This is a genomic window from Variovorax sp. UC122_21 (genome assembly GCF_044056785.1).
In the GTDB taxonomy this organism is placed as follows: Bacteria; Pseudomonadota; Gammaproteobacteria; order Burkholderiales; family Burkholderiaceae_C; genus Variovorax.
This window is the reverse complement of record NZ_CP172003.1, coordinates 2,212,207-2,238,198: the sequence shown is the minus strand read 5'-3', so window position 1 is coordinate 2,238,198 and position 25,992 is coordinate 2,212,207. Positions and strand designations below refer to the sequence as shown.

Here is a 25,992-nt window from a genome sequence, read left to right as displayed (position 1 = left end):
AACGGGGTCCCGCGAGGGAAGGAGGAAACCGGCGGCCGCGCCCTCAGGCACGGTCCGCGGCCAGCGTCCTCTGGAAGAAGGCGATCTCGCCCGTCGGATCCGGCCCGTAGGCGGGGATCTCCTCGAAGCCCAGCGCGGTGTACAGGCCGATCGCCGCCGCCATGGTCGGGCGGTGCGTGTCGAGCCGCAGCGCCGCGTGGCCCGCGGCCGTGGCCTCGGCGATCAGGCGCTCGAGCAGCGCGCGGCCGAGGCCCTGGCCCTGCGCCTCGGGCGCCACGTACATGCGCTTGACCTCCGCGATGCCGCCACCGAGCGGCCGGTAGGCGGCCACGCCCACGATCGCGTCCGGCTGCCGCGCCACCAGCAGCAGGCCCGCGGGGCGCACGTAGGGTCGTGGCAGGGCCTCGAGTTCCTCGTCGAAGCGCTGGTAGGCCAGGTCGAACGCCAGCGCCCGCGCGTAGCGCCGCAGCAGCGCGCGGACCGCGGGCAGGTCCGAGGGCACGGCTTCAGCCAGCGAGTACATGGTCGGGGTACTCGATGCCGTAGTCCTTCGCGCGCCGGACCATCGTGTCTATCGATTCGCGCGAGGCTTCCGCGTGGGCGTCCTGCGCACCGACCGGCTGCCCCACCGAAGCGAGGAAGTCCTCGAGGCCGCCGGGCACCAACAGCGTCAGGAAGCGCGCGGGCTCGCTGCCTTCGTTGCGAAAGCCGTAGGCGCAGCCGGGCGGGAACGAGATGAAGTCGCCGGCCGCGAGTTCGATCGGCGCGCCGTCGACATGCACCGTGAGCCGGCCCGAGAACATCAGGAACGACTCGCTCTCGCGCGAGTGGATGTGCTTCATGGCGCCGTGTCCCGGCGGTGCCACGGTCTCGTAGGCGGCGAACGCGCCGCCGGTCTGCGGCCGGCGCGCGATGAGGCTGTAGAGGTCGCCACCGAGGGCGAAGCGTTCGCGTTGCTTCACGCGCACGACATGGGGCTGGATCGTTTCCATCAGGGACCTTTCTTGGGTTGGAGTGCATGCATCGCGATGGCCGCCAGCAGGCGCGAGCCGTCGGCGAGCACCGCGTCGTTGAAATCGAAGTGCGGGCTGTGCAGCGGCGCGTGCGCCTCGCCCACGCCGAGCCAGAGGTAGGCGCCGGGGCAGCGTTCCAGCATGAAGGAGAAGTCCTCGCCGGCCATGCTCGGCAGGAACTCTGTGCGCACGCGCGCGGCGCCGAGCAGATCGACGGCGCAGCGCGCGGCCAGCCGGGCCGCGCCGGCGTCGTTGACGGTCGCCGGCACCCGCCGCTCGTAGCGCACCTCGACGTCGACCCCATGGGCCTGCGCGATGCCCGCGGCGACTTCGCGCATCGCGCTCTCGAGCCGGTCGCGGGTCGCGGCGCCGAAGGCGCGGCAGGTGCCCTTGAGCGTGCAGACGTCGGGCAGCACGTTCCAGACATTGCCGGCCAGCACCTGCGTGATGCTCAGGACACCGCGCTGCGCCGGATCGAGACGCCGGCTGACCACCGTCTGCAGCGACATCGCGAGCGCGCTGCCCGCCAGCACCACGTCGTCGACCCGGTGCGGCATGGCCGCGTGCCCGCCCCTGCCGCGCAGCGTGATCTCGAACACGTCGAAGCTGGCCATCATGGGACCGGGACGCACGGCGACGTGACCCTGCGGCAGCCCTGGCCAGTTGTGCAGGCCGTAGATCGCCTCCATCGGATAGCGTTCGAACAGCCCCTCCTCCACCATCACGCGCCCGCCGCCCTCGTTCTCCTCGGCGGGCTGGAACACCAGGTGCACGCGGCCCGCGAAATCGCGGTCCTGCGCCAGCAGCCGCGCGGCCCCGAGCAGCATCGCCGTGTGGCCGTCGTGGCCGCAGGCATGCATGGTCCCGGCATGGGTCGATGCATGGTGCGCGCCCGTGCGCTCCTGCACCGGCAGCGCATCCATGTCGGCGCGCAGGCCGACCGCCGGGCCTGGGCGGCGGCCCTCAATGGTGGCAACGATGCCCGTGGTCGCCAGCCCGCGCTCGGGCGCGAGGCCGAGCGCGGCCAGCTCGGCCGCCACGTAGTCGGCGGTCTTGCGCTCGCGGAACGCGAGTTCGGGATGGGCGTGCAGCCATCGACGATGGGTGCACAGCAGCCGGGTCTCCTCGCCCGTGAGCGCTCGCGGCAGGGCGCGTTCGACGACCGTGCTCACCGCGCGCACTCGCCGAAGGCCCGCGCGATCGCGTCCACCGCCGCCTCGATCTGCCGCGGCGAGAGCGCGGCGCTCGGCTGGGCGCGCAACCTCGCGTCGTCCTTCGCCACGATCGGGAAGGTCATCGCGGGCACGAAGACGCCGAGCTCGAGCAGCCGTTCGTGGATGGCCCTGGCCCGCGCGGCATCGCCCACCGGCAGCGGCGTGATGGGACTCGGCGCGTCCTCGACCTCGAAGCCGCGCTCGCGCAGCAGCGCCCGGAAGCTCCGCGTGTTGTTCCACAGTGCATCGAGATGCTCCGGGTGGTCGCGCAGCTGCCGCAGGGCTTCCAGCGACGCCGCGGCATCGGCGACGCTCATGCCGCTGGTGAAGATGAAGGGCCGCGCCTGGGCACGCAAGCGCTCGATCGCCTCGCGCGAGCCCGCCACGAAACCGCCGGGCGCGCCCCCGAGCGCCTTGGAGAAGGTGCCCGTGGTGATGACCGCATCGGGGTCGATGCCGAACAGCGCCGCGCAGCCGGCGCCCCGGGGGCCGACGACGCCCGTGGCATGGCTGTCGTCGATCACCAGCAGGGCGCCGTGCGCCTGCGTGGCCGCATGAAGCTGCGCGAGCGGCGCCAGGTGCCCCTCCATGCTGAACACGCCGTCGGTCACCACGATCGCTTTGCCCGCGTAGAAGCGCGTCAGCAGTTGCGACTGCAGGCTCTGCGGACTGCGGTAGTCGTAGACGAAGGCGTCGGCGCGGCTGAGCCGGCAGCCGTCGATGATGCTCGCGTGGTTCATGCGGTCGCTGAAGATCGCGTCGCCCTCGCCGGCGAGCGCCGACAGCACGCCCGCGTTGGCCGCCGAACAGGAGGCGAACAGCAGCACGGCCTCGGTGCCGAGGAAGTCGGCCAGTTCCGCCTCGAGCCGCGCATGCACCGGCGTGCGCGCGAAGCAGGGGTTGATGCCCGTGCCCACGCCGTGGCGCGACACCGCCTCCTTCACCGCCGCCACCACCGCGGGATGGTTCGCGAGGCCCAGGTAGTCGTTGGCGCCGAGCATCAGCAGCTCGCGGCCGTCCATCCGCACGCGGCCTGCCTGCGGCGCATCGAGCACCGCCGTCGCGGAGCCGGACTTCATGCGCCCACCCGCGGCAGGCAGCGGTGCACCAGGGCCGTCCAGTAGCTCAGGCCCAGCGACACGATGTCGTCGTTGAAATCGAACTTCGCGCTGTGCAGCGTGCAGCCGCCGACACCGGGGCCGTTGCCGATCCAGACGTAACAGCCCTGCTTCACGGACAGCATGTGCGCGAAGTCCTCGCTGCCCCATGCTCGGCGCGAGGCCGGTCAGCGTGCGCTCGGCGCCGACGACGTCCGCGGCGGCCAGCGCCGCCACCCGGGCCGGGTCCGGGCTGTTGATGGTCGCCGGACATTTGCGCTCGTAGCGCAAGCTGCCCTTCAAGCCGTGCGCGGCGCAGATGCCGTCCACGAGGCGTTGCAGGCGCTGCTCGACGACATCGCTCATTGCCGGATTGAAATAGCGGCAGGTGCCGTGCAGCGCCGCGATCGACGGCACCACGTTCGAGGTGTTGCCCGCGTGCACCTTGGTGATGCTCAGCACCACGGCCTCGGCCGGGTCGGCCGCGCGGCTCACCACCGTCTGGATCGCCGTGATCAGTTCGCCGGCGGCCACGATCGGGTCGTCGCCCTGCTGCGGCATCGCCGCGTGCGCGCCGCGGCCTTCGATCTCGATGTCGAACAGGTCGATCGCCGCCATCACGGGGCCGGCATGGACCGCGAACTTGCCGACGTCGAGGCCGGGCCAGTTGTGCATGCCGTAGACGGCTTCCACGGGATAGGTCTCGAACAGGCCCTCCTCGACCATCACGCGCCCGCCGCCCTCGTTCTCCTCGGCCGGCTGGAACACGAAGTAGACGGTGCCGTCGAAGTCGCCCGCGGCCGCGAGGTGGCGCGCCGCGCCCAGCAGCATGGTGGCGTGGCCATCGTGTCCGCAGGCGTGCATCACGCCCGAATGCGTGGAGCAGTGGGCGAAGTCGTTCTTCTCGACGATGGGCAGCGCATCCATGTCGGCGCGCAGCGCGATCGCCCGCCCGGACGTGCCACGGCGCAGCACCGCCACGATGCCCGTGCGCGCGATCCCCCGATGGACTTCGAGTCCGTATTCCGCTAATTTCGCCGCGATCAGGTCGGAGGTGCGGTTCTCCTTGAACGCCATCTCGGGATGGGCATGGATGTCGCGCCGGACGGCGACGAGTTCATCGAGCCAGGCGGTGGGCAGGTCAACAACTTGCATGGGGCTTGCTTTCGTCAGTGATCAACAGGTGGATCGACTCTAGGCAGGCAGCCATGAATGGTCTTGTACGAATGTCGCAGCGCGCCCTCGCCAGGGCCTGAAGAAAGGAACCGCAGGTGCGAGCGAGGATCAGCTACAGCCTGGCGCCCGACCTTCCCGCGTTGGAACTGGTCTGCGCCGACTACGAAGCGCAGCGCTTCCGCTCGCACTGGCATGCGGGCTTCACCATCGGCGCCGTGACACGCCATGCGCAGGGCTTTCGCTGCGAGGGCGTCGAGTGGACCGCGGGCGCGGACGAGCTCATCGTGCTGAACCCGATGCAGGTCCACGACGGCTATTCGCTGGGAACCGGTTGGTCGACGCGCATGGTCTACCTGCCCGAGCAGACCTTCGCGCACATGCTCGGCGCCGAAGCGGGCGCTGCCGGAACCATCGGCCGCTTCGAGCGGCCCGTGCTGCGCGATGCGGCGCTCCATGCGCTGTTCGTCGCCTGGCACCGCGCCATGGATGGCGCCTGCGGCGTGGCCGAGAACGCGTTGACGCGCTCGCTGTTCCGGCGCCTGGGCCTCGCGCTCACGGCATCCGCGCACGCCTCGCCGACCGCGCACGACGCGGCCCGCAGCGAGCGCCTGGGCGCGCTCGCCGGCGAGGGCAGCCTCACGGCGGACGAACGCGCCGTGCCAGCGAGCCGATCGACCGCCTGGCGCCGATCGAAGCGCGAGCTCGGCCTCGCGCCGAAGGTCCTCACGAGCCAGCTGCGGCTGATCGCGGCCAAGCGGATGCTGGCGGAAGGTGCGTCGGTGGTCGACGCCGCGCTGGAATGCGGCTACCACGACCAGAGCCATTTCTCCCGCGAGTTCGCCGCGGCCTACGGCATCACCGCGGGCCAGTTCCGGCGGGTGCAGCAGGACCGGCAGCGCGGTTGAGCGGCGGGTCGCGGCGCGGCCTCTCCCGCGCGCCTCAGCCCCGATCGCGCTCCTCGTAGTTGACCAGCCGCGGCAGGTTGCGCACCGACACCGTGCCGTACTGCGCATGCACCAGCCCCTCGGACTCGAGCTGCCTGAGCGCGGTGCTCACGCCCTTGCGCGACATGCCGATCATCTCGCCGAGCTCGGTGTGGGAAAGATGCAGTGCCGGCCCGAGGCGCGGCGACAGGATCGGGTTGTAGAGCGTGCCGATGCAGCGCGCGACCCGCGCGACCGGGTCGCTCAAGCGATCGATCTCCATCAGGCCGATGTACTGCGCGAGGCGCTCGTTGAGCCGCGCGATCACCGCATGGTTGAACTCGATGCTGACGTCGAGCAGCCAGCGGAAGGTCGAGCCCGGCACATGGATCACGCGGGTCGGCCGCATCGCGAGGATGTCGTAGCGCCGCAGCTCGCGCTTGATGACGGAGCCTTCGCCGATCCAGCTGCCCTCCGGCACGCCGGTGAACATGACGACCTTGCCGGTGCGGTAGACCGCGCTGATCTTCAGCAGCCCTTCGGCGACGCCGATCCACGAGTGCGCGGGCTCGCCCTTGCGCGCGACCACCTCGCCTTCGCGGAAATAGCTCTCGTGGGCATCGGAAAGAATGCGCTCCCTGGCCTCCTGCGGCAGCGACTGCATCCAGTCCGCCGCCTCGAGCGCGTCGCGCAGCGTCAACGTGGAGCGATTCCTGGAGGCTTCGGAGTGCACGGCGGCGATGAGCGGAGGATGGAGCGGCAGGGAGCGAAGGCCGGCCGCCGGCGTCGCCGAAGCCCTCCCTCGCCGCGCCATCATCTGCGCCGCCATGGCGGCGTGCCTTAGGTATTTCCACCGAGCCCGAATGTGCCGCCGGGCACATTCTTGCGCGCGGGCGCTTCGCACAATGCCGCCGGACTTTTCTTCCAACGACAACCAGGAGAGAGACGATGGCATCCAGGACAGGCAAGACGGCACTGCTCGGCATGGGACTCGCGGCGCTGCTCGCGGGCTGTGGAGGTGGAGGCGGCGGCGGCGGTGGGTTCCTCCCCCTGGTCCTGCCGCCGGCGCCGCCGCCCGCACCGCCCTCGGCGCCACCGCCGACGCCACCGGCCCGCACCGCGCAGGCCCTGTGCGACCTGCTGGCCGGCAAGACCATCGACGGCGCCGTGGTGCAGAAGGCCGCCGTGGTCGCCGCCGCGGATGGCGTGCCGGCCTACTGCCAGGTCCAGGCCTTGATGTCGCCCAAGCTCAACCTCGCGCTGCGCCTGCCCGAAGGCTGGAACGGCAAGCTGGTCTACAGCGGCGGCGGCGGCTACAACGGCGAGGTGCCGGCCGCGAACACGGCGGCGCTCTCGATGGGCTTCGCCAACGTGAGCAGCGATTCGGGCCACCAGGGCAGCGGCGTGGATGCGAGCTGGGCCCTGAACGATCCGTATGCCGCCCAGCTGTTCGGCAGCCTGTCGGTGCCCACGGTGATGGCGCCCGCGCTGCAGATGCTGACCGTGGCCTACGGCAACGCGCCCGCGCGCTCCTACTTCGAGGGCTGCTCCAACGGCGGGCGCGAGGCGCTGATGAACGCGCAGCGCTATCCGAACCTGTTCGACGGCATCATCGCGCGCGCGCCGGCCTACAACTGGGTCGGCTTCATGGGCCATTTCAACCGCACCGCGAAGGCGATCGCGGCTCCGGGCGGACTGCTGAGCGCCGCGAAGATCTCGACGCTGGCCGCCGCGGTGCGGGGCGCCTGCGATGCCAACGACGGCATCGTCGACGGCGTGGTGTCGAACCCTTCGTGCAGCTTCGACCCGGCCGTGCTGCGCTGCGCGGGCGGTGGCGATACCGGCGACAGCTGCCTGTCCGACGCGCAGCTCGCCGTCGTGAGTTCGTGGACCTCGCCCGCGGTCTGGGCCGGCGGCGCCTACCGCAACGCGGGCTGGCCGCTTTCGGGCAACGAGGACGACGTGGGCGCCTGGCCCGCCTGGGTGACGGGCATCGCCGGCCCGAAGACGGCGGCGCAATACCTGTTCCAGGACACGACGGTGAAGACCTACCTGGCGCGCGATCTCGGCGCGGACTCGCTGGCCTATGCGCCCTACGACCAGGATCCGCAGGCGCTGTTCGGCCTCGAGGCCCTCAACAGCGCCACCAGCACCGACCTGCGCCCCTACTTCGGCAGCAGCGGCAAGCTGATCCTGTGGCACGGCGGGAACGACTCGGCGCTCAGCGTCAACACGACCACGGAGTACTTCCAGAACCTCAAGACGACGCTCGGCGCGGCCACCGTGGAAGCCAACGTGCGCTACTACGTCGCGCCCGGCGTGAACCACTGCGCCGGCGGCCCCGGCGCCGACACCACGAACCTGCTGGCGGCGCTCGACACCTGGGTCGGCGAAGGCAAGGCGCCCGAGACGCTGGTCGCGGCGAAGATCGACGCCGGCAAGACCAGCTTCAGCCGCCCGCTGTGCCGCCATCCGCAGTACCCGCGCTACACCGGACCCGCGGGCGACGCGGCGGCCGCGAAGCTCGCGGCCAGCTACACCTGCACCACCCCCTGAGGCGGCGGCGCGGCGCCTGACCGGCCCCGGTCAGGCGGGCGGCAGCTCCAGGTCATGCACGATCTGCCCCCGCCCCCATCGTGTTCACCGCCTCGGCCGGCACCTCCATCAGCACGCGGCTGCGCTCGCCCGTGAAATGGATGGTGATGTGCTGCACCGGCCGCTTGCGCCGGTCGTGCAGCAGCCGCACCAGGCGCACCAGGGGCGCGCCGAGGTCCACGCGCAGGAGGCCGGCGAGCACGGGGTCGGCCGCGACGGCGGTCACCTCCTGGATCACGCGGCCGAACTTGATGCCCTCGGCCATCAGGATCTCGAACAGCGCGCGCTTCTGCAACTCGGTGGCGGTCACGTTGCGCCCCACCTCCTGCGGCACCCAGGCATCGGTGACCATCATCGGCGTACCGTGCGCCGAACGCAGCCGCACCGCATGAACCGCGGCGGCGCCCGCCTCCAGCTGTAACTGCTGCGCCACGGTCGGTGGCGCGAGCGCCGTCTCGACCTTGAGCACGGTCACCTCGGTCTCGCGCGCCTGCCGGCCCAGCGATTCGATCAGGCCGAACGAAGGCTGCGGACGCTGCGCGCGCGGCACGGCGCGCACGAAGGTGCCGCGGCCCGGCCGCTTCTCGACCAGCCCCAGATGCTCCAGGTCCGACACCGCGCGCCGCACCGTGATGCGCGAGACGTCGAACTGGGCGCACAGCGCGTCCTCGGCCGGAATCAGCTCGCCCACGCCATAGGCGCCCTGGGCGATCTGGTCGCGCAGCACCATGAAGAGCTGCCGGTGCAGCGCGGTGCCGGGTTCGCGGCGCAGTTGGGAAGGGTTCGGTGTGTCCATGGAGAGCAGTGCTTCAGCGGCGCAGGCCGCCCGCGCGTTCGGCCGATTGTGCCCGCCCATTCAGGCATACCCTAACAACGTCGAAAGGTTATAGCATTATGATGTCATTACTAAATCACTTCGATGTCTCGCTCCATGACCACCGCCCACGACCTGCGCCAGTTGCTCTCCCGCCCCGAACTCGTCGTCGCCCCCGGCGCCTATGACGGCATGACCGCCAAGTTGGTCGAGGCGGCCGGCTTCGCCTGCGTCTACATGACCGGCGCCGGCGCTTCGGCGGCGCGCGGCTTTCCCGACTACGGCCTGCTGTCGATGAACGAGATGGCCGAGGCCGCAGGCGTGCTGGCGCGCTCGGTCGGGGTGCCGGTCATCGCCGATGCCGACACCGGCTACGGCAACGAGCTCAACGTGACGCGCACCGTGCGCGAGTACGAGATGCGCGGCGTGGCCGGGCTGCACATCGAGGACCAGGTCGCGCCCAAGCGCTGCGGCCACCTGGACGGCAAGGAGGTGATTCCGCGCGACCAGTTCGTGGCCAAGATCCGGGCCGCCCTCGCCGCCCGGCGCGACCCCGGCCTTCCACGTGATCGCGCGCACCGATGCGCGCGCGATGCTCGGGCTCGACGAGGCGGTCGAGCGCGCACGCGAGGCGCTGGCCGCCGGCGCCGACATGGTGTTCGTCGAGGCCGCGCAGTCGATGGAGGAACTGGCCGCGATCCCGCGGCGCGTGGAGGGGCCGTGCCTGCTCAACATCGTGCGCGGCGGCAAGACGCCCGACCTGGACCTCGCGACGGCGCAGCAGATGGGCTATCGCCTCGCGATCCTGCCGAGCCTGCTGATCGGCGCCGCGGCCTCGGCCTGCGAGCAGGCGCTGTCGGCCCTGCGCAGCACGGGCCAGCCGCCGAGTTCGGCCCATGCGCCCGGCGTGGCCGAGCGCTTCCGGCGCCTGGGCGCCGCAGAATGGGATGCGCTGCGCACGCGCTTCCAGGCGGCGGAATGACGGCCATGGATGCAACGCAAACCACCGCGCCGCGCACGCTGTTCGACAAGGTCTGGGACGCGCACGTGGTCCAGCCCCTGCCCGACGGCTGGGACCTGCTGCACATCGACCGCCACCTGCTGCACGACCTCTCGGGCACCGCCGGCCTGCGCGAGCTGGCCGAGCGCGGCCTGCCGGTGCGCAACCCCGAGCTGGCCTTCGCCACGCCCGACCATGCGGTCTCGAGCGCGCCCGGTCGCACCGGCCAGAGCTTCGCGGGCGGCGTGCATCTGTACCAGGGCCTCAAGCTGCTGACGCGCGGCGCCGGTATCCGCCTGTTCGACCTGGGGCAGCCCGGCCAGGGCATCGTGCATGTGATGGGCCCGGAACTCGGCATCGTGCAGCCCGGCATGACGCTGATCTGCGGCGACAGCCACACCTGCACCAACGGTGCCCTCGGTGCGATCGCCTTCGGCGTGGGTTCTTCGGAGGTCACGCATGCGCTCGCGAGCCAGACGCTGGTGCTGCGCCGGCCTCACACGCTGCGCGTGCACTTCGACGGCCTGCCGGGTGCCGGCGTGGGCGCCAAGGACCTCGCACTCGCGATGATCGCGCGGCTCGGTGCCAGCGCGGGCACGGGCTTCGCGGTCGAGTACGCCGGCGAGGCCGTGCGCGCGATGGAGATCGAACAGCGCATGACGCTGTGCAATCTCTCGATCGAGCTGGGCGCGCGCATCGGCATGGTGGCGCCCGACGCGAAGACCGAGGCCTATCTGCGCGGCCGCGACTTCGCGCCGCCCGAGGACCGTTTCGCCGAAGCCGCCGCGTATTGGCGCGGCCTCCCGAGCGACCCCGGCGCGGTCTACGCGCGCGAGGCGCGGATCGACGCGAGCGCCGTGGCGCCCACGCTGACCTGGGGCACGAGCCCGGAGCATGCGATCGCGATCGACGCGCGCATTCCCGATCCCGCCGACGCGGCGGACGCCTCGCAGCGCCAGGCCTGGCAGGGCGCGCTCGACTACATGGGACTCGCGGCCGGCGCGCCGCTGCAGGGCCAGCGCGTGGACCGCGTGTTCATCGGCTCGTGCACCAACTCGCGGCTGTCGGACCTGCGCGAGGCCGCGACGCTGCTGCGCGGCCGCCGCGTGGCCTCGCATGTACGGGCCTGGGTGGTGCCGGGCTCGGAGAACGTCAAGCGCGCGGCCGAGCGCGAAGGCCTGGGCCGGCTGTTCCGCGAAGCCGGCTTCGACTGGCGCGAGCCGGGCTGCAGCATGTGCGTGGCCGCCAACGGCGAGCAGGCCGCACCGGGCGAGCGCGTGGTCTCGACCTCGAACCGCAACTTCGTCGGCCGCCAGGGCCCGGGCGCGCGCACCCACCTCGCCAGCCCGGCCAGCGCCGTCGCGGCCGCGCTGGCCGGCGCCATCGCCGATCCACGGAGCCTTTGAGCATGCAGCCCTTCACCCTCCTGCGCGGCGCCGCGGCGCCGCTGGCCATCGACAACGTCGACACCGACCTGATCGTGCGCATCGAGCGCCTCACCAGCCTCGCGCGCGGCGAGCTCGGCCCGTGGGCCTTCGAGGCGCTGCGCTTTCGCGCCGACGGCAGCGAAGACCCGGACTTCGTGCTCAACCAGCCGCGCTGGCGCGAGGCACCGATCCTGGTGGCCGGCCGCAACTTCGGCTGCGGCTCGTCGCGCGAGGGCGCCGTGTGGGCGCTGCTGGCGCGCGGCATCCGCTGCGTGATCGCCGAGAGCTTCGGCGACATCTTCCACGCCAACTGCTTCCAGAACGGCGTGCTGCCGATCCGCCTCGCACCGGCCGAACTGGCGCGGGCCCATGCGGCCTGCACCGCCGAAGGGCCGTGGCAGGTCGACCTGCGCACGCAGCGCATCGCGCTGCCCGACGGCACCGAGCTGCCCTTCGAGGTCGACCCGCTGCGCCGCGAGGCGCTGCTCGAAGGGCTCGACGACATCGGCCGCACGCTCAAGCTGCGCGGCGCCGTCGATGCCTGGCAGGCGCGCGACCGCGCGGCCCGCCCCTGGGCCTGGCCGGCGGCTGCCGTGCCGCAATCCTGATCACCGGAGACCGCCTTCCATGTTCGACACATCCCTTCGCTCGCTGGCGCGCCGCTGGCTGCCCGCGCTCTGCGCGGCCTGCGGCCTGCATGCCGCCACGGCCCAGGCCCAGACCCAGACCACCTGGGCGCCGCAACGCCCGGTCACGCTGGTCGTGCCCTACAACCCCGGCGGCGGCACCGACGCCACCGCGCGCGCCGTCGCGAGCCGCCTGTCGGTGCTGTGGAAGCAGCCGGTGCTGGTCGAGAACCTCGGCGGCGCCGACGGCCTGATCGGCACCCGGCGCGTGATCGAGGCCGCGCCCGACGGCTACACGCTGCTGTTCCAGGTGCCCTCGCTGCTGCTGATGAAGTACCAGCGCAGCCTCAAGGCGATCGATCCCGTGACCCGGCTCACGCCCGTGACCGCGGTGGCCACCTCGCCGACCGCGCTGGTGATGACGGCCACGCTGCCCTTCAAGACCCTGCCCGAGCTCATCGCCCATTGCCGCACCAGGCCCTGCAACGCGGGCAGCGGCGAGAACAGCTCCAAGGTGCGGGCGCAGAAGTTCGCGGCGGACTACCAGCTGCGCGACCTCGCGGTCGTCAACTACAAGGGCACCTCGCCGATCGTGGGCGACCTGGTCTCGGGCAACCTCACGATGGCTTTCACCGGCATCACGGCCGCGATGCCGCTGCACAAGGCCGGCCGCGTGCGCATCCTCGTGACCAACGGCGAACGGCGCGCGCAGGCGCTGCCCGAGGTGCCGACCAGCCTCGAGGCCGGCTGGCCCGACTCCTATTCGGTGACCTGGTACGGCATGTTCGCACCCAAGGGAACGCCGCCCGCGATCGCGCGCGCCATCGCCGATGCCACGCGCGAAGCCGGCAAGGACGCCCATGTGCGCGAGGCGCTGGCGGTCGCGGGCGCGGAGCCGGCCTTCACCAGCCCAGCGGCCTTCGAGACCATGATCCGCGAGGACGATGCGCGCCTCGCTGCGCTGGTCAAGCGCTTCCCGCTCGAGGATTGAGGCGATGCAAATCATGGGCGAACAGGTCGGCGTGCCCTGCACCGTGCTGCGCGGCGGCACCAGCAAGGGCCTCTACTTCAACGCCGCCGACCTGCCGCCCGCGGGCGCGCGGCGCGACCGCCTGCTGATGGCGCTGCTCGGCGCGCACGACCTGCTGCAGATCGATGGCCTCGGCGGCTCGCGGCTGGTCACGGCCAAGCTCGCGATCGTCGGGCCGCCCACGCATCCCGAGGCCGACGTGGACTACACCTACGGCATCGTGCCGCCCGGCGAGGGCCGCGTGGTCTTCACGAGCAACTGCGGCAACATCTCGGCGGGCGTGGGACCGTTCGCGATCGATGCCGGGCTGGTGCCCGCCGAAGGCCCCGTGGCGCGCGTGCGCATCCACAACACGAACACCGGCAAGCTGCTAGTGGCGCATGTGCCCGTGGCCGATGACCATGCGTGCGTGCGCGGCGACTTCGCGATTCCCGGCGTGCCCGGCACCGGCGCGCGGATCTTCATGGACTACCGCGCCACCATCGGCGCCAAGACCGGCCGCGGCATGCCCACGGGCCATGCGCGCGACGAGATCGCGCTCGACGACGGGCGGCGCTTCGAGGTCAGCCTCTGCGACGTCGGCAATCCCTGCGTCTTCATCGCGGCCGATTCACTCGGCCTCTCGGGCACCGAACTGCCGAACGAGATCGATGCCGATGCCGCGCTGCTGTCGACCTTGAAGGCGCTGCGTGCACGCGCAGCCGCCCTGCTCGGCCTGTGCGACCACTGGCGCGAGGCCGACAGCGTGTCGCTCGCGCTGCCGCTGGTCGTGATCGTCGCGCCGCCCACCGCCTATGCCGATGCGCAGGGCCGGGCCGTGACGGCCGCGCAGGTCGACCTGTGCGCGCGGCTGGTGTTCTACGGCCGCTGCCACGAAAGCATGGCGGGCACCGGCGCGATCTGTACCGCCGCTTGCGCGAGCGTCGAAGGCTCGGTGGTGCATGCGACGGCGCGCGGCGCCGGCGACCGCGTCGTGCCCGACAGCCTGCACATCGGCCATCCGCTCGGCGCGATGCGCGTCGACGTGCAAGGGCGCTGCGAGGCTTCGCGGCCGCTGGCCTTCGAATCGCTGGGCTTCGCGCGCACGGCGCGCCGCCTGATGGACGGCACGGCCTGGGTGCCGCGGTCGGTGCTGGACCCGGCCTGAGCCCTCGTCGATTCCCCAATATTCCCAAGGAGACTTCATGCATCCCGATTCCTCCCGCCGCCGCTTCCTCGGGCAGTGCGCGACCGCGGCCACCGCCGCTTCGCTCGCCCCCTCCTTCGCATCGGCGCAAGGCGACAGCTATCCCTCGCGCCCGATCCGCATCGTCGTCGGCTATCCACCCGGGCAGACCGTGGACACCGGCGCGCGCGCCCTGTCGATCGCGCTCACCGAGATCCTCGGCAAGCCGGTGTTCGTCGACAACAAGGCAGGTGCCAACGGCATCCTCGGCGCGCAGGACGTGCGCAACGCGGCGCCCGACGGCTACACGCTGCTGCTGGGCACCTCGGGCCAACTGGCGATCAATCCCTCGATCTACGCCAAGCCCGGCTACGACCCGGTCAAGGACTTCGCGCCCGTCATGCTCAACGGCGTGGGCCGGCTCTACGTGGTGGTGCCGGCGGCCTCGCCCTTCCACACGCTGGCCGACCTCGTGGCCTATGCCAAGGCCCACCCGGGCAAGCTCAACTACGGATCGGGCGGGCGCGGCATCACGGCCAACCTCGCGATGGAGATGCTCAAGAAGGCGGCCGGCGCCGACATCGTGCACGTGCCCTACAAGGGATCGTCGGCCGCGCTCACCGACCTGATCGGCAGCCAGATCGACGTGATGATGGACGCCGGCGGGCTGGTGCTGCCGCAGGTGCGCCAGGGCAAGCTCAAGGTGCTGGGCGTGTCGAGCAAGGGCCGCTACAAGGAACTGCCGCAGGTTCCCACCATCGCCGAGCAGGGCTATCCGGGCTTCGAGGTCGCGTCGTGGACCGCCGTGCTGGCCCCGGCCGCCACGCCGCCCGCCGTGGTCGAGAAGCTCAACAAGGCGCTGCTCCAGGCGCAGCGCCGCCCCGACGTGATCCGCTCGGCCGAGACCTCGGGCAGCGAGCTCGAGGGCGGGTCGCCCGAGCAGCTCAAGGCCTTCCTGGTCGCCGAGAACCGCAAATGGGGCGAGGCCGCGCGCGCCGCTGGTGTCACGCCGGAGTAAGCCATGGCGCATGACGACTCCCGCACCTTCGGCGAGCAGCAGGGCGTGCCCTGCGTGCTGATGCGCGGCGGCACCAGCAAGGCGCTGTTCTTCCACCTGCGCCACGTGCCCCCGCCGGGCCCGGCGCGCGACGCCTTCCTCAAGCGCGCCATGGGCACGCCCGACCCGCTGCAGATCGACGGCATGGGCGGCTCGCGGCTGGTCACCTCCAAGGTGGCGCTGATCGGTCCGTCGACGCGGCCCGATGCCGATGTCGACTACACCTTCGCGCAATGCGACGTGGAGCGCGACCTGATCGGCTACGACGCCAACTGCGGCAACATCTCCTCGGCCGTGGGGCCGTTCGCGGTCGACGAGGGACTGGTCGAGGCGGTCGAGCCGCTGACCGTGGTGCGCATCCACAACACGAACACGGGCACCGTGCTGGTCGCGCGCGTGCAGGTGCGCGACGGCAAGGCCCGCGTGACGGGCGACTGCGCCATCGCGGGCGTGCCGGGCACCGGGGCCGAGATCCTCATGGACTACACCGACACGCTCGGTGCCAAGACGGGCCACCTGTTGCCGACGGGCCAGGCGGTCGATGCGATCGCGCTGGAGGACGGCCGCGAAGTGCGGGTCTCGATCGTCGATGCGGCCACGCCCTGCGTCTTCATCGCGGCCGGGTCGCTGGGCCTGAACGGCGACGAGATGCCGTCCGCGATCGGCGGCGACCGCGCGCTGATCGAGACCATCGGCGAGATCCAGGCCAGGGCCGGCGAACGCATCGGGCTCTACGCGCATTGGCGCGACGTGCATCTGCCGGGCCTGCCGCTGGCCGTGATCGTGGCGCCGGCCAAGAGCGAGGACAGCGATCTGCGCGCGCGCGCCTCGTGTTCCTCGGCAAGTGCCACGACAGCATGGCGGGCACGGGCTCGATCTGCACCGCGGCGGCCTCGCGCATTCCGGGCACGCTGGTCCATGCGGCCACGGGCGACCGCTTGCGCGGCGAGGTGCTGCGCATCGGGCATCCGCTGGGCGTGATGGCGGTCAAGGTGGCGACGCGGCCCGGCGCGGAGCTGCCGCGGTTCACCGCGCTGGGTCTTCAGCGCACGGCACGGCCGTTGATGGAGGGCGTGGTCTACGTGCCGATCGAGACGGCGTAGACAAAGCGCTCAGGCGCCGTCCGGCATCTGCGCGAAGCCCGCGTGCTCGCGCGCATACCGCGTCGGCGGCAGCCCGACGTGCCGCGCGAAGGCCGTGCTGAAGGTGTTCGCGGCGTTGTAGCCCACGCGCTGCGCGATCTCGGCCACGCTGCCCGCGTTGCGCCGCAGCAGGTCCTTCGCGAGCGCCATGCGCCAGGCTAGCAGGTATTCCATCGGCGCCACGCCGACCGTGCGGCCGAAGCGCTCGAAGAAGGTCGAGCGCGAGAGCGCGGCCTCGTGCGCGAGCTCGGCCACCGTCCAGTCATGCGCCGGGCGCTCGTGCATCGCGCGGATCGCGGCCGCGAGGCGCGGCTCGGCGAGGCCGCGCGCCAGCCCCGACGAGGCGTTGGTTTCGCCGGTGGCGCGCAGCGCCTCGATCAGCAGCAGTTCCAGCAGCCGCGCCAGCACGAGCTCGCGCGCGGGACGCTGCGCGCGCGACTCCTCGCGCACGAACTGCACCAGCATCGCGAGCCGCTCCTCGCCGCGCACGTGCACGAACTGCGGCAACAGCGACACCAGCAGCGAGGCATCGGGCGAATCGAAGCTGCAGTGGCCCGCGAGCATGCGCAGGTCGATCGCGCCTCGTGCATCGCCCACCCTGAACTCGCCATTGCCCAGCGGCACCGGCGGCGCGGTGCGTGCGCCCGGCGGTGGCGGCTCGAGGCTGGAAAGCGCGATGTGCCGGGCGGCGGGCACCAGCACGAAGTCGCCCGATTGCAGCTCGAGCGGCTCGCCCCCGTCGACCGCGAGGCGGCAGCCGCCCTCGAGGACCACGCAGTAGAAGGGTTCGCCCGCATCGGAGCGCTCGATGCGCCAGGGGCTGGCGCCGAACACGCGCTTGGAGAAGCGCGCGCTCGGCCGCAGCAGCATGACCACTTCGGCCAGGGGATCCACCATGTTCGGACGATTCCTGATGAGACTCGGACTCGGGATCGTAGCAAGTCCGGCTCGGGCGACCTATCGTCAGGCATCGCTCAACCCTCTCATCAAGGATTTCCATGACCCGGACCGTTCTCATCACCGGCTGCTCCTCGGGCTTCGGCCTCGAAACCGCGCGCTACTTCCTGCAGCGCGACTGGCAGGTCGTCGCGACCATGCGCACCCCGCGCACCGACCTGCTGCCCGCATCGCCCCGCCTGCGCGTGCTCGCGCTCGACGTCACCGATCCACGGAGCATCGAGCGCGCCGTGGAAGAAGCCGGCGCCATCGACGTGCTCGTCAACAACGCGGGCTTCGGCGCGGCCTCGCCGGCCGAACTCACGCCACTGGCCACCGTGCGCCAGCTCTTCGAGACCAACACCTTCGGCACCCTCGCGCTGATGCAGGCGGTGCTGCCCCAGTTCCGGCAGCGCCGCGCGGGCGTGGTGGTCAACGTCACCTCGAGCGTGACGCTGAAGGCGCTGCCGCTGATCGCGGCCTACCGCGCGAGCAAGATGGCGGTCCATGCCTTCACCGAGTCGATGGCGCTCGAGCTCGAGCCATTGGGCGTGCGGCTGCGGCTGGTGCTGCCGGGCCGCTCGCCCGAAACGCGCTTCGGCGACAACGCGCGGCCGAACATGGCGGGCTTCGACCACGAGGACTATGCGGGGCTCGCGCAGAAGGTCTTTGCGGAGTTCCACAACACGTCGGCCCCGACCACCCATGCGCTCGACGTCGCCGAAGCCGTGTGGCGCGCGGCCACCGACCCCGCCGCGCCGATGCGCATACCGGCCGGCGCCGATGCCCTCGCCTGGGCCGCCGAGGCGCGTTGAACCCCATACCCGTTCGACCTGAAGGCCGATTCGCGCGACATCGCGGATGCGGCTGCTATCCTCGGCGCGCTCGATGCGCACGGCATCGAGACGCGCCGAGGACGACTTCGGCGTCGACGCACACCGAGGGACGGCCCTGCAACCTTGTCGAGGTGTTGCCATGGCCGAGCTTCTTCGGGTCCTGCGGACCATTCATCGAGCGCTGCGCGCGCAGCCGATACCGAATCCCTTCCTCCTGCATCGCATCGAAGCGATGCCGGGCCTCCTGCGGCTCGGTTATCGCCTGCGCCCTTCGCCGGCGCCCGTTCATCGGCGAGGTGCCCGGTGATGGGCGCGGGCGGCTGGATGGGCTTCGTGCTCGCGGCGGGGATCGGCTATGCCGCGTGGGCCGCGCGGCGACAGGGCTGCGAAGCGCGCGATGTCAGGGCGCTGCGGGTCAGCAGCGGGCTCTGTGCGCTCGGCGGAGCCGCCGTCGTCGCACTGGAGCTCCTGCTGCCATCGGGCTGAACACGGCTGCGGCTTGCGGTTCGAGCCGGTGACCGGCGGAGTGACCGGCGGATTGACCGGCGCGACGTGACTCCCGATGTCGAAGACGGGACAAGTTCCGTCAGCTCGCCGACGGCGCCGGCGGACAGGGCTGCGGTGCATCCTTGGCGAGCACCTCGAGGAAGACGGCGTCGGGCGGCCCGGCCCTGCCGTTCCGGTTGATGCCCTGCACGTAGAGCAGGTGCTTGCCCGGCAGGAAGGCCGAGGTGTCGATCACGCCCGAGACCGTCACCTTGGGCCCCGCGCCGAAGGCGGTGTCGGCGGTGGCGCTCAGCGGGATCGCCTTGGCGGTGCTGTCCCAGGGCACGGTGTTGATGTAGGCGTTGGCGGCCTGGATGGGCTGCGGGTCGTGCCGGGTGATCGACTGTGTACTGTGGAGATACCGATCGTCGTCGATCGTCGCCGTGAGCGTGACCGGCTCGCCCTGCTTGACAGCGGTGGCGGAGAGCTGAAGGCCCGTCGCATCAGGCCCGAGGGGAAGCTGGTACGGCGCCTTCAGCGTACGGGCCGCATAACGCAAGGACGCCATGTTCTTCGGAAGGATTCCGTTTCGAAGTCTTCGCAGAGTTCGTAGAAGGAGGTGCCCAGCTCGATCATGAACGAAGGCGCACCGAGTTCGCCATAGAAGGTGTCGGCGGTCGTGCCATCGGTGTCGTAGAAGAGGGTCTGATCGGCGGCATATCCGTTGTGCCAGGCGAGGCGCTGCGCGAAGGCCGACATGCCGTCGTCGTTCGCGGTCCTCGAGTGTCCGCCCAAGGCGTCGGGCCGGAAGCCCCAGGGCCATAGGACCAACTCCCCGAAAACTGTGGATGTCGATGTACAGACCTTCGTAGTCGCCAGGTGCGCCGGTCACGAAATCGTTGGGCGCGGTCGTTCGCCTGTCGCTCAGAAGGCCGCCCGAGAAATTGCCGTCCTGCTGGCGCGTACCCGCCACGTACTTCACGATGGCCGTTGTTTCGGGTTCGGAGCCCGCGGACTTGCCCCGGTAGTTCAGTTCGCATGCATCGCCGCTCGATCCCACGCCTTTCGACCCGTTCCAGCTGAACGGGAAATTCCGGTTCAGGTCAACACCGGATTCGATGGGCCCGATGTAGGGGGCCAACAGCTCGTCGTCGGGCGACTTGCAGTAGGCGTCCTCCAGATTGACGTTCTTGCGCCATCCCGACCCGAAGCCTTGTGCCACTGTCTGCTCCGCAAGCTTCCGGCCATCGGGATTCGCATGCAGGATGAAGTGGAACTCGTTGTGATCGAGCAGCCAGGTGGCCGTGGGATCGGTGCCGTGGTTCTTCACCAGCCATTCGGCGAAACGCGTGGAGAATTCAGCGGGCGTGTACTCACGCGCATGGATCGACGAGGTCGTGACCATGCGCGGCACGGTCCTGTTCTGGATGCGATCCTGGTTGCCGATGACGACGGCACGCAGCGGGTTGGCTTCGCTGTCGGGCAGCAGGTCGAAGTCGATCGTGCTCAGCACGCTCTGCGGCAGGTACTTGATCAGCAGGTTGCGAAACGAGAGCAGCTGTGTCTGCACCCAGGTCTGGCCCACGGGAGCGACACGAACCAGCGTCGGATACCGAGCGGCCAGCGCATCGATGTCGAGATTGGCCTGCTCGACGGTGCGATAGCACGCGGATTTGCCGTCGAACAGCGGATCGCCGGGTTTCTCCAGCGCCCAGGTCTTCTGCGAGGTCTGCGGCGTTGCGGGGATGTTCTGCTTCGGCAGCTGTTGTCGCCCGCGCTGAAAGCCACGGATCTTCTCGGAGCGCTCGGCATCGATCTCGACCGCAAAGCCCATGCGTCGCAAGCGCTCCACGCCTCGCGCGTCGAGTTCCGTCGCAATGGTCTTGCCGGCCTTGTCGACCCGCATGTGATCGATCCAGCGCGACAGCCGCTGGATGTCTTCGCGCGTCGCGTACGACACGCGCACCGACCAGATGCGGCCCTGCTCGAGCTGCGCTGGCGGTGCACCGGCGGAGTTGGCCGTAGCTTGCGCGGTCGCGAGGGGCGCGAGGGCCGCGAGTTGCGCGAGCACGATCAGGCCGGTGATCGCGAGACGACGACGCGTGGGCCGCGGCGCGGCATGAAGACCAGCTCTCATGGGGGTTGTGTCCTGTGCTGCGTAAGTTCTGATGCGAGGGTGAGCGTGTCTGTCCGGGCGCGGCTGCTGCCGCCGGGTCGAGACTCATGGCACAGGGGCATTCTTGCGAAACTGCGGATTGCGCCTTGCCTTCGTGGCCTGCTCGAAGCCGTAGGCGATGGACAGCAGCGTGGGCTCGCTCCAGCGCGTGCCGACGAAATAGATCGCAACGGGCATCCCGCTGCTGTCGATTCCCATCGGAACCGTGATGCCGGGATAGCCGGCCATCGCGCCGCTGCGCCCCGGGCTCACGAGGGCATCGAGGCCATTCGACGACAGGACGCGGTCGAACTCGCCGGCCACTCGTGCCTTCTGTTCGCGGGCCATTTGCTCATAGGGGACGGTAGAGGGTACGAGCAGCTCGACGGCCATGTCGATCCACCGTTGCGAGTAGGGCGTTCCATCGGGAAACAAGGGGACGGTCTTGTTGAACGCCTGCAGTTCCTCGATGGTCTTGACGGGAAGCCCAACTCTGGTTGCGAGGTATGCATTCAGCTCCCTGCCGAAGTAGTAGCCCAGCAGCGTCCATTCATCCACCTCGAATTCGCTGGGGCTCTCCACAGGCACCACCGTCGCGCCGAGTCGGCGCAGGGTGTCCAGCGCGGGCATGAAGTCGGGGTAGAAGTCGGCTGCGGCGTGCAGGTCCGACGAATAGCCAATGCGCTTGCCCTTCAATCCGTCGAGGCTCAGGAACTTCGTGAAATCGACTGCATGAGCCTGCGCGTCCGCCGTGGCTGCGTCCTTCGGATCGGTGGCCGCCATCGCGGAAAGCAGGAGGGCCGCATCGCGGACCGTGCGTGCCATCGGACCCGGGGTGTCCTGGGTGCTCGCGATCGGGATGATGCCTGTTCTGCTGGCCAGCCCCAGCGTGGGACGCAAGCCGACGATGCCATTCATCGCCGCGGGACACAGGATCGATCCATCGGTCTCGGTGCCGATCGCGATGGGCACGAAGCCGGCCGCCACCGCCACCGCCGATCCCGCACTCGATCCGCAAGGTTCTCCGTCCAGCACATGTGCATTCAATGTCTGGCCACCTCGCCCGCTCCATCCATTGGGGAGAAGAGGGGAACGAAAGCCCGCCAACTCGCTGAGATTCGTCTTCCCGAGAATCAGTGCGCCTGCTTCGCGCAACTTCTTCGCGACGAAAGCGTCCTGCAGTGCGGGCTGCCCCACCAGCGCCAGCGAACCCGCCGTGGTCTGCATCCTGTCGCCGGTGTCGATGTTGTCCTTCAGAAAGACCGGAATGCCGTGCAGCGGCCCGCGCGACTGGCCCGCGGCACGCTCCGCATCCAGCCGGTCGGCGATGGCCATGGCATCGGGGTTGAGCTCGATGACGGCATTGACGGCGGGCCCCTTCTTGTCGAGCGCATCGATGCGGGCCAGCAGGTAGGTCGCCATGTCGCGCGAGGTGGCGCCCTGCGCCATCTTCTCGCTCAGGCCCGCGATGTCGAGGTACTCGATGCCTTCGAGCGAGGGTGGCACGACGGCGGGCGCTGTCGGCGGGACCGGCACGACGACGCCATCCCCAGCCGTCGCTGGCGGCGCCATGGCAAGCGGAGAGATGCTCGCGCCATCGCCCCCACCACAAGCCGACAGCACGAGGCACAGCAGCGGTAAACACCAGAGGCGGATGGCTGCCTTGGGACGGCGTGGACGAACATCGCTCTTCATGGTCACTCCTTGTCGATCGTGGGATGCAGGTGAATGGCGCCGCGATGCACGGCGACGACGCTAAGGCTTGCAGTTGATTTCGGTGACCGGTGGAATGACCGGCGCGATGGTCGCGGGACCGACGCCGGTCGGCACGAAGCTCGCGCCGCCTCCGTCGCCACCGCCGCAGGCGGTGACCACGAGGCCAAGAAGCAGCGCGGGCAAAGACCGCGCAAGGACCGAGAGCTGGATCTGCATGCTGTGACTCCTCATGTCGAAAACGGAAACCAACGCGATCAGCTCGCCGACGGCGCCGGCGGGCAGGGCTGCGGTGCATCCTTGGCGAGCACCTCGAGGAAGACCGCGTCGGGTGGCCCGGCCCTGCCCTTCTGGTTGACGCCCTGCACGTAGAGCAGATGCTTGCCCGGCAGGAAGGCCGAGGTGTCGATGACGCCCGAGACCGTCACCTTGGGCCCCGCGCCGAAGGCGATGTCGGCGGTGGCGCTCAGCGGGATCGCCTTGGCGGCGCTGTCCCAGGGCACGGTGTTGATGTAGGCGTTGGCGGCCTGGATGGGCTGGGGGTCGTGCCGGGTCACCGGCCAGTCGCTGTCGCCCTCGGCGTAGCGATAGCGGTCGTCGTCGATCGTGGCCGTGAGCGTGACGGGCTCGCCCTGCCTGACGGTGGCAGCGGAGAGCTTCAAGTCCGCGGCGTCGGGCCCCAGTGGCAGCTGGTACGGCGCCTTCAGCGTGCGGGCCGCATAGCGCAGGGACGCCACGTTCTTCGGGAAGGTGTCCTTCTCGAACTCCTCGCAGGGCTCGTAGAACGAGGTGCCCAGCTCGATCGTGAACGAGGGCGCGCCGAGTTCGCCGTAGAAGGTGTCGGTGGTCGTGCCTTCGGTGTCGTAGCCCACCATCTGATCGGCGGCATATCCGTTGTACCAGGCAAGGCGCTGCGCGAAGGCCGCCATGCCGTCGTCGTTGGCGGTCTTGGAATCGCCCTTGAGCACCTCGCGTCGGACGCCCCAGGGCCACAGCACCAGTTGCGAGTAGCTGTGGATGTCGAGGTACAGGCCTTCGTAGTCGTCGGGGGCAGCGGTCGAGAAATCGTTGGCCGCGGCGATTCGCCGGTCCCGCAGCAGGCCGCCCGTGAAGCTGCCGTCCTGCTGGCGCGTGCCCGCAACGTACTGGACGATGGCGGCCGTTTCGGGCTCCGAGGCGGCGGCCTTGCCCCGGAAATCCGCTTCGCACGCGTCGTCGCTCGATCCCTTGCCTTCGGTGCTGTCCCAGCCGAACGGGAAGTTGCGGTTCAGGTCGATGCCGGAATCCACGGGACCGATGAACCGGGCCATCAACTCGTCATCGGGCGACTTGCAATAGCCGTCCACCAGGTTCACGTTCTTGCGCCAGCCGGCCCCGAGGTTCTGCGCCACGGCCTGCTCCGCAAGCTTGCGGCCATCGGGATTCGCATGCAGGATGAAGTGGAACTCGTTGTGATCGAGCAGCCAGGTGGCCGTCGGATCGGTGCCGTGGTTCTTCACCAGCCATTCGGCGAAGCGCGTGGAGATCTCGGCCGGCGTGTATTCGCGCGCATGGATCGACGAGGTGGTGACCATGCGCGGCACGGTCCGGTCCTGGATGCGATCCTGGTTGCCGATGACGACGGCACGCAGCGGGTTGGCTTCGCTGTCGGGCAGCAGGTCGAAGTCGATCGTGCTCAGCACGCTCTGCGGCAGGTACTTGATCAGCACGTTGCGAAACGAGAGCAGCTGTGTCTGCACCCAGGTCTGGCCCACGGGAGCGACACGAATCAGCTTCGGGTATTGCGCCACCAGCGCATCGATGTCGAGATTGGCCCGCTCGACGGTGCGGTAGCAGGCGGCGTTGCCGTCGAACAGCGGATCGCCGGGCTTGCCGAGCTTCAGCAGCTGTTGCTGCCGCTCACGCTGAAAGCCGCGGATCTTCTCGGAGCGCGCCGCATCGATCTCTACCGCATAGCCCATGCTGCGCAAGCGTTCGACGCCGCGCGAGTCGAGTTCCGTCGCAATGGTCTTGCCGGCCTTGTCGACCCGCATGTGATCGATCCAGCGCGACAGGCGCTGGATGTCTTCGCGCGTCGCATAGGACACTCGCACCGACCAGATGCGGCCCTGCTCGAGCTGCGCTGGCGGTGCGGCGGCGGGGTTCACCGTGCCTTGCGCGGTCGCGAGGGGTGCGAGCTGCGCGAGCACGATCAGGCCGGTGATCGCGAGACGAAGACGCTTGGGCCGCGGTGCGGCGTGAAGATCGGCGCTCATGTGGGTGGTCCTGTGCTGCATTCATGAAATTCACCGGCCAGGCTCGCGCTACGGCAGTCCAGGCCGGCACCGTCTCGAAGGGGCATCGGAGATTCGCGTCCACACGGTCCTTCGAAAGGGACCGTCTCGGAGTCATGAATGGCGCATGGACGCGCGGGTGCGTTCCCTCCCTGTTCCGCACCCGGGGCAGGCTCACCGCGTGGGCGATGCCTGCTGGCGAAAAAGAATAATTCCCTCGGCGCTCGAGGGAAACGACCGTCTGTCCTTATTCTTTTGAGAAAGTCGGCGCGTCAGTCGCGCAGCCTGGGCAGCAACGCGAGAAAGGCCTTGAGCAGCGGCGACTCGTCCGACTTGCGCCAGACCACCAGCGTGTCGACATGCGTCTTCTCGCCCTTGAGCGGACGGAACACCACGCCCTCGCGATGCAGCGCCTTCACGCAGGCCGGCACCAGCGCCACGCCCACGCCGCCCGAGACCAGGCTCACGATGGTGTTCATCTGGCGCGCCGGAAACATCCGCGGGCTGAAGCCGCGCCGCATGCAGGTGGCGACGATGGCATCGAACATCTGCGGACCGATGTGGCGCTCGAAGCCCAGGAAGCGTTCGCTCGCGAAGCGCTCGAGCGCCACGCTGCCGGGCCGCGCGAGCGCATGCGTCTCGGGCAGCGCGAGGATCAGCGTGTCCTTCTGCACCAGCCGCGAGTCCAGCGTCGGCGGCATCTCGGCCGGCTGCAGGATCAGGCCGATGTCGAGCCGGCCCGACTGTACGTCGGCCATGATCTGCTCGGTGATGCCCTCGCGCAGCGCGATGCTCGCATTGGGATGGTTCTCGTTGAAGTCGCGCAGCACCTGCGGCAGGAAGGTGTAGGCCGGCAGGCTGATGAAGCCGACCGCGATCGAACCCTTGAGGCCGGCCGCCGCATCCTTCGCATGGCGGCGCAGGCTCTCCATGCCGCCGAGCACGGCGCGCGCATCGCGCAGGGCCTCTTCGCCCGCGCGCGTGATGGCGATGCGGCGCGAGCTGCGCTCGAACAGCGCGACGCCCAGCTCCTCCTCCAGCTCCTTGATCGCCAGGCTCACCGGCGGTTGCGAAAGATTGAGGCGTTCGGCGGCGCGGCCGAAGTGCAGTTCCTCGGCAACGGCGACCAGGCAGCGCAGGTGGCGGAGTTCCATCGATCTGAATCCTGTATTGATCGATCTGAATTGTAGATTTGTTGCTATGGATCACCGCTCCTAGACTCCGCGACCATGCGCCGGCCCTACCCCCTGCCGCGCAGTCAGGAGACAACGTGAACAAGCAGTCGACGACGGCCCTGCCACGAGCAAGGACCGT

The 25,992-nt window shown here is 70.2% G+C and carries 23 protein-coding genes and 1 pseudogene; 12 read left to right on the top strand and 12 right to left on the bottom strand.

Features of this window, described 5'->3' with window-relative positions; genetic code table 11:
* Nucleotides 1-43: 43 nt before the first annotated feature.
* Genes ACHMXE_RS11370 through ACHMXE_RS11355 form a run of 4 tightly spaced genes read right to left on the bottom strand, consistent with a single transcriptional unit; the run spans nt 44 to nt 4,479 of the window.
* The gene (locus ACHMXE_RS11370) at nt 44-523 is read right to left on the bottom strand and encodes a GNAT family N-acetyltransferase (RefSeq protein ID WP_395346052.1); all 480 of its coding nucleotides are present in this window, start codon (nt 521-523) and stop codon (nt 44-46) included.
* The gene (locus tag ACHMXE_RS11365; RefSeq protein WP_395346051.1) at nt 507-992 is read right to left on the bottom strand and encodes a cupin domain-containing protein; all 486 of its coding nucleotides are present in this window, start codon (nt 990-992) and stop codon (nt 507-509) included. Before ACHMXE_RS11365 ends, ACHMXE_RS11370 begins: the two co-directional genes overlap by 17 nt.
* The gene (locus ACHMXE_RS11360) at nt 992-2,185 is read right to left on the bottom strand and encodes a M20 aminoacylase family protein (RefSeq protein ID WP_395346050.1); all 1,194 of its coding nucleotides are present in this window, start codon (nt 2,183-2,185) and stop codon (nt 992-994) included. The genes ACHMXE_RS11365 and ACHMXE_RS11360 overlap by 1 nt, the downstream gene beginning before the upstream one ends.
* Nucleotides 2,182-4,479 (bottom strand): amidohydrolase, encoded by a 2,298-nt coding sequence (locus tag ACHMXE_RS11355; protein ID WP_395346049.1) that lies wholly within the window; start codon nt 4,477-4,479, stop codon nt 2,182-2,184. Before ACHMXE_RS11355 ends, ACHMXE_RS11360 begins: the two co-directional genes overlap by 4 nt.
* 116 nt (nt 4,480-4,595) lie before the next feature.
* Between ACHMXE_RS11355 and ACHMXE_RS11350 the strand changes: the two genes are divergently transcribed.
* Nucleotides 4,596-5,405, top strand: coding sequence for an AraC family transcriptional regulator (locus ACHMXE_RS11350; protein ID WP_395346048.1), 810 nt, complete (start codon nt 4,596-4,598; stop codon nt 5,403-5,405).
* A gap of 34 nt (nt 5,406-5,439) precedes the next feature.
* On the opposite strand, the gene ACHMXE_RS11345 is transcribed toward ACHMXE_RS11350, so the two are convergent.
* Nucleotides 5,440-6,156 carry a Crp/Fnr family transcriptional regulator gene (locus ACHMXE_RS11345; RefSeq protein ID WP_395346047.1) on the bottom strand — a complete coding sequence of 239 codons (717 nt, stop codon included), beginning with the start codon at nt 6,154-6,156 and terminating at the stop codon, nt 5,440-5,442.
* Between the two features lie 215 nt (nt 6,157-6,371).
* On the opposite strand from ACHMXE_RS11345, the gene ACHMXE_RS11340 reads away from it, so the two are divergent.
* Nucleotides 6,372-7,979: a tannase/feruloyl esterase family alpha/beta hydrolase gene (locus tag ACHMXE_RS11340; RefSeq protein WP_395346046.1), complete on the top strand. Its 1,608-nt coding sequence runs from the start codon at nt 6,372-6,374 to the stop codon at nt 7,977-7,979.
* Between the two features lie 52 nt (nt 7,980-8,031).
* Here the strand turns inward: ACHMXE_RS11340 and ACHMXE_RS11335 are convergent, their stop codons facing one another.
* Nucleotides 8,032-8,814, bottom strand: coding sequence for a GntR family transcriptional regulator (locus tag ACHMXE_RS11335; RefSeq protein WP_395346045.1), 783 nt, complete (start codon nt 8,812-8,814; stop codon nt 8,032-8,034).
* Nucleotides 8,815-8,937: 123 nt separating this feature from the next.
* On the opposite strand from ACHMXE_RS11335, the pseudogene ACHMXE_RS11330 reads away from it, so the two are divergent.
* From ACHMXE_RS11330 to ACHMXE_RS11295, 8 genes and pseudogenes are all read left to right on the top strand, one after another.
* A pseudogene (locus ACHMXE_RS11330) lies at nt 8,938-9,814 on the top strand (oxaloacetate decarboxylase).
* 5 nt (nt 9,815-9,819) lie between these two features.
* Nucleotides 9,820-11,238 carry a 3-isopropylmalate dehydratase large subunit gene (locus tag ACHMXE_RS11325; protein WP_395346044.1) on the top strand — a complete coding sequence of 473 codons (1,419 nt, stop codon included), beginning with the start codon at nt 9,820-9,822 and terminating at the stop codon, nt 11,236-11,238.
* 2 nt (nt 11,239-11,240) lie between these two features.
* Nucleotides 11,241-11,867 carry a 3-isopropylmalate dehydratase small subunit gene (gene leuD, locus ACHMXE_RS11320; RefSeq protein WP_395346043.1) on the top strand — a complete coding sequence of 209 codons (627 nt, stop codon included), beginning with the start codon at nt 11,241-11,243 and terminating at the stop codon, nt 11,865-11,867.
* Between the two features lie 19 nt (nt 11,868-11,886).
* Entirely contained in the window at nt 11,887-12,876 is a 990-nt protein-coding gene (locus ACHMXE_RS11315) for a tripartite tricarboxylate transporter substrate binding protein (RefSeq protein WP_395346042.1), read from the top strand.
* A gap of 4 nt (nt 12,877-12,880) precedes the next feature.
* Nucleotides 12,881-14,062 carry a 2-methylaconitate cis-trans isomerase PrpF family protein gene (locus ACHMXE_RS11310; protein WP_395346041.1) on the top strand — a complete coding sequence of 394 codons (1,182 nt, stop codon included), beginning with the start codon at nt 12,881-12,883 and terminating at the stop codon, nt 14,060-14,062.
* Between the two features lie 37 nt (nt 14,063-14,099).
* Complete coding sequence (locus tag ACHMXE_RS11305; RefSeq protein ID WP_395346040.1) at nt 14,100-15,098, top strand: Bug family tripartite tricarboxylate transporter substrate binding protein; 999 nt, start codon at nt 14,100-14,102, stop codon at nt 15,096-15,098.
* 3 nt (nt 15,099-15,101) lie between these two features.
* Entirely contained in the window at nt 15,102-16,118 is a 1,017-nt protein-coding gene (locus ACHMXE_RS11300; RefSeq protein WP_395346039.1) for a PrpF domain-containing protein, read from the top strand.
* Entirely contained in the window at nt 16,013-16,240 is a 228-nt protein-coding gene (locus tag ACHMXE_RS11295) for a PrpF domain-containing protein (RefSeq protein WP_395347355.1), read from the top strand. Before ACHMXE_RS11300 ends, ACHMXE_RS11295 begins: the two co-directional genes overlap by 106 nt.
* Nucleotides 16,241-16,249: 9 nt before the next feature.
* Here ACHMXE_RS11295 and ACHMXE_RS11290 read toward each other — a convergent pair whose 3' ends face one another.
* On the bottom strand, nt 16,250-17,176 hold the full coding sequence (locus ACHMXE_RS11290) for an AraC family transcriptional regulator (RefSeq protein WP_395346038.1): 927 nt from the start codon (nt 17,174-17,176) through the stop codon (nt 16,250-16,252).
* Nucleotides 17,177-17,277: 101 nt separating this feature from the next.
* Here ACHMXE_RS11290 and ACHMXE_RS11285 point away from each other — a divergent pair, with 101 nt between their 5' ends.
* Nucleotides 17,278-18,030: an SDR family oxidoreductase gene (locus ACHMXE_RS11285; protein ID WP_395346037.1), complete on the top strand. Its 753-nt coding sequence runs from the start codon at nt 17,278-17,280 to the stop codon at nt 18,028-18,030.
* Nucleotides 18,031-18,357: 327 nt separating this feature from the next.
* On the top strand, nt 18,358-18,537 hold the full coding sequence (locus ACHMXE_RS11280; RefSeq protein ID WP_203207434.1) for a hypothetical protein: 180 nt from the start codon (nt 18,358-18,360) through the stop codon (nt 18,535-18,537).
* Nucleotides 18,538-18,637: 100 nt separating this feature from the next.
* Here the strand turns inward: ACHMXE_RS11280 and ACHMXE_RS11275 are convergent, their stop codons facing one another.
* The 5 genes from ACHMXE_RS11275 to ACHMXE_RS11255 all read right to left on the bottom strand — a co-directional run bounded on the left by ACHMXE_RS11275 (nt 18,638) and on the right by ACHMXE_RS11255 (nt 25,832).
* Nucleotides 18,638-20,608, bottom strand: a complete 1,971-nt coding sequence (locus ACHMXE_RS11275; protein WP_395346036.1) for a M14 family zinc carboxypeptidase — start codon at nt 20,606-20,608, stop codon at nt 18,638-18,640.
* 150 nt (nt 20,609-20,758) lie between these two features.
* Nucleotides 20,759-22,387, bottom strand: a complete 1,629-nt coding sequence (locus ACHMXE_RS11270) for an amidase family protein (protein ID WP_395346035.1) — start codon at nt 22,385-22,387, stop codon at nt 20,759-20,761.
* Nucleotides 22,388-22,447: 60 nt separating this feature from the next.
* Complete coding sequence (locus tag ACHMXE_RS11265) at nt 22,448-22,624, bottom strand: hypothetical protein (RefSeq protein ID WP_203207436.1); 177 nt, start codon at nt 22,622-22,624, stop codon at nt 22,448-22,450.
* 38 nt (nt 22,625-22,662) lie between these two features.
* Nucleotides 22,663-24,660: a M14 family zinc carboxypeptidase gene (locus ACHMXE_RS11260; RefSeq protein ID WP_395346034.1), complete on the bottom strand. Its 1,998-nt coding sequence runs from the start codon at nt 24,658-24,660 to the stop codon at nt 22,663-22,665.
* Between the two features lie 290 nt (nt 24,661-24,950).
* Nucleotides 24,951-25,832, bottom strand: coding sequence for a LysR family transcriptional regulator (locus tag ACHMXE_RS11255; protein WP_203207438.1), 882 nt, complete (start codon nt 25,830-25,832; stop codon nt 24,951-24,953).
* Nucleotides 25,833-25,992: the final 160 nt, after the last annotated feature.

Coding starts and splice junctions, on each gene's coding strand:
- ACHMXE_RS11265 (WP_203207436.1), bottom strand. CDS start 22,624: ATGCAGATCCAGCTCTCGGTCCTTGCGCGGTCTTTGCCCGCGCTGCTT.
- ACHMXE_RS11305 (WP_395346040.1), top strand. CDS start 14,100: ATGCATCCCGATTCCTCCCGCCGCCGCTTCCTCGGGCAGTGCGCGACC.
- ACHMXE_RS11315 (WP_395346042.1), top strand. CDS start 11,887: ATGTTCGACACATCCCTTCGCTCGCTGGCGCGCCGCTGGCTGCCCGCG.
- ACHMXE_RS11325 (WP_395346044.1), top strand. CDS start 9,820: ATGGATGCAACGCAAACCACCGCGCCGCGCACGCTGTTCGACAAGGTC.
- ACHMXE_RS11285 (WP_395346037.1), top strand. CDS start 17,278: ATGACCCGGACCGTTCTCATCACCGGCTGCTCCTCGGGCTTCGGCCTC.
- ACHMXE_RS11370 (WP_395346052.1), bottom strand. CDS start 523: ATGTACTCGCTGGCTGAAGCCGTGCCCTCGGACCTGCCCGCGGTCCGC.
- leuD (WP_395346043.1), top strand. CDS start 11,241: ATGCAGCCCTTCACCCTCCTGCGCGGCGCCGCGGCGCCGCTGGCCATC.
- ACHMXE_RS11340 (WP_395346046.1), top strand. CDS start 6,372: ATGGCATCCAGGACAGGCAAGACGGCACTGCTCGGCATGGGACTCGCG.
- ACHMXE_RS11290 (WP_395346038.1), bottom strand. CDS start 17,176: ATGGTGGATCCCCTGGCCGAAGTGGTCATGCTGCTGCGGCCGAGCGCG.
- ACHMXE_RS11355 (WP_395346049.1), bottom strand. CDS start 4,479: ATGCAAGTTGTTGACCTGCCCACCGCCTGGCTCGATGAACTCGTCGCC.
- ACHMXE_RS11365 (WP_395346051.1), bottom strand. CDS start 992: ATGGAAACGATCCAGCCCCATGTCGTGCGCGTGAAGCAACGCGAACGC.
- ACHMXE_RS11260 (WP_395346034.1), bottom strand. CDS start 24,660: ATGAGCGCCGATCTTCACGCCGCACCGCGGCCCAAGCGTCTTCGTCTC.
- ACHMXE_RS11280 (WP_203207434.1), top strand. CDS start 18,358: ATGGGCGCGGGCGGCTGGATGGGCTTCGTGCTCGCGGCGGGGATCGGC.
- ACHMXE_RS11270 (WP_395346035.1), bottom strand. CDS start 22,387: ATGAAGAGCGATGTTCGTCCACGCCGTCCCAAGGCAGCCATCCGCCTC.
- ACHMXE_RS11310 (WP_395346041.1), top strand. CDS start 12,881: ATGCAAATCATGGGCGAACAGGTCGGCGTGCCCTGCACCGTGCTGCGC.
- ACHMXE_RS11300 (WP_395346039.1), top strand. CDS start 15,102: ATGGCGCATGACGACTCCCGCACCTTCGGCGAGCAGCAGGGCGTGCCC.
- ACHMXE_RS11255 (WP_203207438.1), bottom strand. CDS start 25,832: ATGGAACTCCGCCACCTGCGCTGCCTGGTCGCCGTTGCCGAGGAACTG.
- ACHMXE_RS11335 (WP_395346045.1), bottom strand. CDS start 8,814: ATGGACACACCGAACCCTTCCCAACTGCGCCGCGAACCCGGCACCGCG.